The following is a 6,166-nucleotide window of genomic DNA, read 5'->3' as shown; positions in this document are numbered from 1 at the left end:
GCACTCATCGGTGTCCCCATGGACCTCGGCGTCACCAATCGGGCCGGTGCGAGACTCGGGCCGCGTGCCGTTCGCTCGGTCGAGCGGGTTGGGCCTTATGAGCATGTGCTGCGCATGACGCCAATGGCCGATTGCAAGGTCGCGGATATCGGCGATGTGCCGTTTCGCAGCCGCTTCAGCTTGGAATCCTGCCACGAGGATATCGAGACGTTCTTCCACAAGGTCGTCGGTGCGGGCGTTCTGCCTCTCTCCGTCGGTGGCGATCATTCGATCAGCCGCGCGATTCTCGCCGCCGTCGGCAAGGACCGTCCCGTCGGGATGATCCATATCGACGCTCATTGCGATACGGGCGGTGTCTACGAGGGCTCGAAGTTTCACCATGGCGGACCGTTCCGACAGGCCGTGCTGGAGGGAACCCTCGATCCGGAACGCGTGATCCAGATCGGGATCCGTGGGGGAGCCGAGTATCTCTGGGAGTTCTCGTATGTCTCGGGAATGACGGTGATTCACGCCGAGGAGGTGCCGAACATGGGTATCGCGGCGATTGTCGAGAAGGCGCGGTCCATCGTCGGCGATGGACCCACCTATGTCTCGTTCGACGTGGACAGCCTCGATCCCGGTTTCGCGCCCGGAACCGGCACTCCCGAAGTCGGCGGCCTGCAGCCCCGAGAAGTGTTGGAGATCCTGCGTGGCATGGCCGGGATCAACATGGTCGGCGGCGACGTCGTCGAGGTCGCGCCGCAATACGATGCGACCAGCAACACGGCGCAAGCGGGTGCGCAGGTCCTCTTCGAGTTGCTCTGCCTCGCGACGACCAAGCTCAAACGGTGAGGGCCGGGAGGCGACCTTGTCGGGAAGGGGGCGGTCAYCGTCGATGGCGACGCGCCGGTCAGGGTTGGTCCCGCGGCCTTGCCGCACCTCGCCTTAGATCCCACGCGACAATGATAACATTACAAAGCTGTCTTTGGTCCGCATTGCTGGACGTTGGTCGGGTTTTTGCCGTGCATCTCAGGCAGGCACCGACACTTTGCGGCCAAGCTGGAACGGGCGGGTTCCGCACAAAATTTTTTGCAGAGATATTTTAGGCTTGAAATAAAAAGGGGGGTTGCTAACCTCCTCGGTGAGCGGCCCCTTCGCCGATCGCAACCAGTGGACTGAGCATTCGGGATATGAACCCGGAGCCGCCAACTCCAGAACGAACGGTCAATCGCCATGAAGCTTATGTCATCTCTTCCCCTGAAGAGCGCCGTCGTAGCCTGCGGCCTCGGTTTAGCCTTCGCGAGTCCRGTTTCCGCTGCCGCGTTCAAGTTCGCGGGGCCGCTCGACGCCTATACGCTGGATCCGCACGCTGTTTCGAACACCCTCGTCTTCGCGGTCCTCAGCAACGTCTACGAACCGCTGGTCCGKCGCGGCGTCGATCTCAAGCCCGAGGCGGCACTCGCGACCTCATGGAAGCAGGTCGATCCCACAACGTGGCGGTTCGAACTTCGCAAGGGCGTCAAGTTTCAGGACGGCAACGATTTTACCGCCGATGATGTGATCTTCTCATTCGAACGCGCGAAGGCGGGCGGCGTGAAGACGAACATCTCCACGTTGGATAGCATTGCGAAGGTTGACGATCACACGATCGATATCAAGACCAAGGGCATCGATCCCATCGTGCCGCTCGAGATCGCCAACTGGTTCATCATGAGCAAAGCGTGGGCGGAGAAGAACGGCGCTGTTCAGCCGGGCGCCGCTGACAACAAGACTGAGACCTTCGCCAATCGTAACGCAAACGGCACGGGCCCCTATAAGATCGTCGCGCGCGATCCCGGTGTCAAAACCGAGTTCGAACTGAACGCGGGCGCCTGGGAAAAGCCCTCCGGCAACATCGACAAGGCGACTTTCTTCGTCATTCCCAACGCTTCGACGCGTGTATCCGCACTGGTTTCCGGTGAAGTCGACATGATCGACGGGTTGCCCCCACAGGACACGCAGCGCATCGAGCGCACGGAAAATCTCGCTGTTAAGGCTGGGCCGGATCTGCGGACGATCTATCTGCAGCCAGACGTCGCCCGGGAGGAACTCCTGTTCAGCGACGTCAAGGGCAAGAACCCCTTCAAGGACAAACGCGTCCGCCAGGCGATGCAGCTCGCGATCGACCTCGACGCGATCAAGACGAAGGTCATGCGCGGCTATTCGATTCCCACCGGGCTGCCGATCGGCAAAGAAGTGAACGGCTATGCGGCCAGTCTGGGCAAGCCGGTCGAACCCGATTTGGCCAAAGCGAAATCCCTGCTGACCGAAGCCGGTTATCCGAATGGCTTCACCGTCACCCTGGACTGCACGAACGACCGCTTCATGAATGACGAGGCGACATGCATCGCCATCGCGAGTTCGCTCGGTCGCATCGGCGTCAAGGTCGAGCCGCGCGCGCAGCCGACGGCGAAATGGGCGCAACAGATCAATCCGCCGGGCTACAACACCAGTCTGTCGCTTCTCGGTTACTCGCCCGCGACGTATGATGCCCACATCTTCCTCACATCGATCGCAGGGTCGAGGGATGCGCAGACAGGCCGCGGTACGTTCAATATCGGCGGCTATTCCGATCCGAAGGTCGACGAGCTGATTGCAAAGATCCAATCGAACACCAACCCGGACGAGCGGCGTGCGCAGATCGAGCAGGCGCTCGGATTGATCAAGGAATCCGCGGCCCTGATCCCGATCCACCAGCTCAACATTCTCTGGGGCGTCAAGAAGAACGTGGCTGTCGTACAGCCCGCCGATCTCAGCTTCCCGCTCCGCCTTTTCTCGGTGAAGTAATGGACACGCGCGCTTCCGTGACGGTTTCGGATTATCTGGCAAAGCTGATCGCCTTTCCGACGATCAGCGCAGTCTCCAACCTCGACCTGTTGCGATATGTCGAGGCGGAGGTTGCCCGGTATGGCGCGAAGGTGCGGTATTTTCCGAACGAGAGTGGCGACAAGGCCAATATGCTCGTTTCGATCGGCCCCGAGGCGCCGGGAGGAATCGTCTTCAGCGGTCATACCGATGTCGTTCCGACAGAAGGACAGGCCTGGACAGGCGACCCGTGGACTTTGCGGCGACGGGACAACAAAGTCGTCGGACGCGGCGCCACGGACATGAAAGGCTTTCTGGCCTGTTGTCTTGCGGCGCTGCAGAACATTCCGACGAAGACCTTGACCCGTCCCGTGCATCTCGCCTTTTCCTACGACGAGGAAGTGGGCTGCACCGGTGTCGGCTCGATGGCGGAATGGCTCGGAGCAAGCGAACTCAAACCGCGATACGCCGTCATCGGCGAAGCGACGAGCATGGATGTCGTTTCGGCTCACAAGGGCGGGCTGATCGGTTGGACGACGGTGACCGGAAAACCGGGCCACTCATCGCAGCCTGATCGATATGTCAACGCGGTGATGGCCGCTGCGGATCTGATCGCGTACATCAATACGATCAGGACCGACATGCGGGAGGGACCGCAATTCGAGGGACTTGATCCGCCGTATTCCACGATCCAGGTCAACCAGATCGCCGGCGGCCTTCATGGCAACATCGTCGCTGAGACGTGCCGCTTTTTCTGGGAGATGCGCGTCATTCCCGGAGAGAGCGATTTGGCGGTGCTCGAACGCATGGAAACCTTTGCGCGAGAGAGGCTTGAACCTGCCATGAAGGCCGTTTCCCCTGAAACAGGGGTGAAGTTCGAGGTTCAGGCGCGCATTCCCGGATTGAGGCCCAACGACGATTCCAGCATCGAGGCCGAGCTTCTCGCCATACTGGGGCGGGACCGGGCGAGGGCGGTGCCGTACGGCACCGAGGCCGGCATCTTTCAAAACGCCGGAATTCCCTCGCTGGTCATCGGACCCGGCGATGCCGCCGATGCGCATCAGCCGGACGAATCGATCGCTTGTGACGAACTGGATCGTTGCGTCGCATTTCTGACCCGCTTGGGTGAGACCTGCCGCTGAGAAGCCGCAGACCCCGAGAGCGGGCTGACAGGACCTGGAAACTGCTCTCGGAGTTCGCATGCTTGCATATTCGATAGTGCGCATCTTGCAGACACTTCTCGTGTTGACCGCGATCAGTTTTGTCGCGTTCTTGCTTGTCGCGAATTTGGGCGATCCTCTGGCGGCGCTGCTTTCGCCCGACGCGACGCCGGCGGAACGTTTGGCGCTCGTCAAGGCGCTGCGGCTGGACGAACCCTTCATGACGCGGTTCGTCGACTTTCTCGGCGGTTTGTTGTCGGGGAATTTCGGCACCTCATACCGGACACACGAACCCGTCGCGAAATTGATTGCGGAACGGCTCCCGGCGACGGTTGAGCTCGCGTTCGCATCGTTCGTCATCACGCTGGTCGTCGGCGCGAGTGCAGGGGTCTATTGCGGCATCCACCCGAGATCGTTTGCCGCACGAGCGATCATGTTCGTCTCGATTGCCGGCGTCACGCTTCCGACCTTCGTGGTCGGCATCGGCCTGATCGCGATCTTTTCAGTGAACCTCGCGTGGCTTCCATCGTTCGGACGTGGCCAAACCGTCGATCTCGGATTTTGGACGACAGGCTTTCTCACAGCGTCGGGCTGGAGAGCCCTCATTCTCCCGGCCATTACCCTTTCGTTGTTTCAGGTCACGTTCGTCATTCGGATGATCCGCACGCAGCTGATGGAAGTCGGCCAGAGCGAGCATATTCGTTTCGCCAAGGCACGCGGTCTTCCACATCGCCGGATCTGGTACGTCTACGCCTTGAAGAACACGCTGCTTCCGGTCGTCACAATCCTCGGCCTGCAGCTCGGCAACATCATCGCGTTTTCGGTCGTCACAGAGAACGTCTTCGCCTGGCCAGGATTGGGGTCGCTTTTCCTTCAATCGATCCAGACGGCGGATATCCCCGTGATCGCCATCTATCTCATTCTCGTCGGCGCGATCTTCATGCTGATCAATCTTCTGGTCGAGCTCAGCTATCCGCTAATCGATGCCCGCGTTTTGGGACGCCACTGAGGTTCAGTCATGAGTCATCCCACTTCGTCAGCTCTTCGTCCGGCGAGTTTCTCACTCTCCGGTCCCGTGCGGTGGTTCGTCGGCGCCTTCAGGACCGCGCCTGGCGCAAGCATCGCCGGTCTAGTCGCGATCCTTCTCGCTCTTTTCGCCTTTATCGTTCCGCTCGTGACTTCGGATCCGTTCGAGCTCGCCAACTCTTCAGTGCTCGACGCGTTCACGCCGCCACTTTGGGCGAGCGACGGCGTAGCTGGTTTTCCACTGGGGAGTGATGACCAGGGACGGGACCTTCTAACGGCGTTGGCCTATGGATTGAGAACCTCGCTCATTGTTGGATTGTTGTCCGTGGTGATCGGTCTCGTCATCGGTTGCGCGCTTGGGCTCGCGGCCGGTTTTGCCGGCGGCATGGTCGACGCCGTCATCATGCGCATTGCCGACGTCCAACTCGCCTATCCGGCATTGCTTCTGGCTATGATCATCGACGGCGCTGCGCGCGCTGTGCTTGGGCCCGAGAAGAGCGTCAGCACGTCGATCGGAATCGTCGTCATATCGATCGGCATCTCTTACTGGGTGCAATACGCAAGGACGATTCGCTCCTCGGTGCTGGTCGAGCGGGATCAGGATTACGTGGCCGCTGCCCGGATCACCGGTCGAAGCAATCTCGCGATCGTCTTCCTGCATATCCTTCCAAACGTAATGGCACCGGTTCTCGTCATTGCCACCATCAATCTGGCGACCGCGATCATAACGGAAGCGACGCTGAGCTTTCTCGGCATCGGCATTCCGCTGACCCAGCCGTCACTCGGAACCCTCATCCGGAACGGCAATAATTTCCTTCAATCGGGCGAATGGTGGATCGCCGTCTGGCCTTGTCTCGCTCTCGTCGCCTTCGTGGTCGCGGCGAATGTCCTCGGCGACCACCTTCGTGATGTCTTCAATCCACGCTTGAGGACACGGCGATGAATCCGCTTCTCGACGTTCAAGGTTTGACAATTGCTCTCTCGAGGGCAGGCCGCGAGTTGATCGCACTCGACAAGGCGAGCTTCTCCGTTGCTGCCGGCGAAGTCCTTGGGCTCGTCGGTGAATCGGGAGCCGGAAAATCGCTCACGGGCGCAGCGATCGTGGATCTTCTGACGCCGCCGCTGCGTCGAACGGGAGGGCAGGTCACGCTTTCGGG

Annotated in this window: 6 protein-coding genes; all 6 read left to right on the top strand. The window is 60.5% G+C overall.

Annotated features, from left to right (window positions below):
- Positions 1 to 831 (top strand): agmatinase (gene speB / locus AC1DT3_RS10175; RefSeq protein WP_477465138.1); only part of this gene is annotated, 831 nt, incomplete at its 5' end.
- Between the two features lie 390 nt (positions 832 to 1,221).
- A complete protein-coding gene (locus AC1DT3_RS10170; protein ID WP_477465137.1) occupies positions 1,222 to 2,805 on the top strand; it encodes an ABC transporter substrate-binding protein in 1,584 nt (527 codons plus the stop codon).
- A complete protein-coding gene (gene argE / locus AC1DT3_RS10165) occupies positions 2,805 to 3,965 on the top strand; it encodes an acetylornithine deacetylase (protein WP_477465136.1) in 1,161 nt (386 codons plus the stop codon). The genes AC1DT3_RS10170 and argE overlap by 1 nt, the downstream gene beginning before the upstream one ends.
- A gap of 58 nt (positions 3,966 to 4,023) precedes the next feature.
- Positions 4,024 to 4,992, top strand: coding sequence for an ABC transporter permease (locus AC1DT3_RS10160; RefSeq protein WP_477465135.1), 969 nt, complete (start codon positions 4,024 to 4,026; stop codon positions 4,990 to 4,992).
- A gap of 9 nt (positions 4,993 to 5,001) precedes the next feature.
- Positions 5,002 to 5,952: an ABC transporter permease gene (locus AC1DT3_RS10155; RefSeq protein WP_477465134.1), complete on the top strand. Its 951-nt coding sequence runs from the start codon at positions 5,002 to 5,004 to the stop codon at positions 5,950 to 5,952.
- Positions 5,949 to 6,166: ATP-binding cassette domain-containing protein (locus AC1DT3_RS10150; RefSeq protein ID WP_477465133.1), on the top strand; the 218-nt coding region annotated here is incomplete at its 3' end. The genes AC1DT3_RS10155 and AC1DT3_RS10150, both read left to right, overlap by 4 nt.

Source organism: Microvirga sp. P4_G7, from assembly GCF_056401005.1.
Note: the sequence above shows the minus strand (reverse complement) of the source record. Positions and strands in the feature narration are given on the sequence as shown.

Excerpts from the sequence above, each read along its gene's own strand:
- AC1DT3_RS10155 (WP_477465134.1), top strand. The coding sequence starts at position 5,002 with ATGAGTCATCCCACTTCGTCAGCTCTTCGTCCGGCGAGTTTCTCACTC.
- AC1DT3_RS10160 (WP_477465135.1), top strand. The coding sequence starts at position 4,024 with ATGCTTGCATATTCGATAGTGCGCATCTTGCAGACACTTCTCGTGTTG.
- argE (WP_477465136.1), top strand. The coding sequence starts at position 2,805 with ATGGACACGCGCGCTTCCGTGACGGTTTCGGATTATCTGGCAAAGCTG.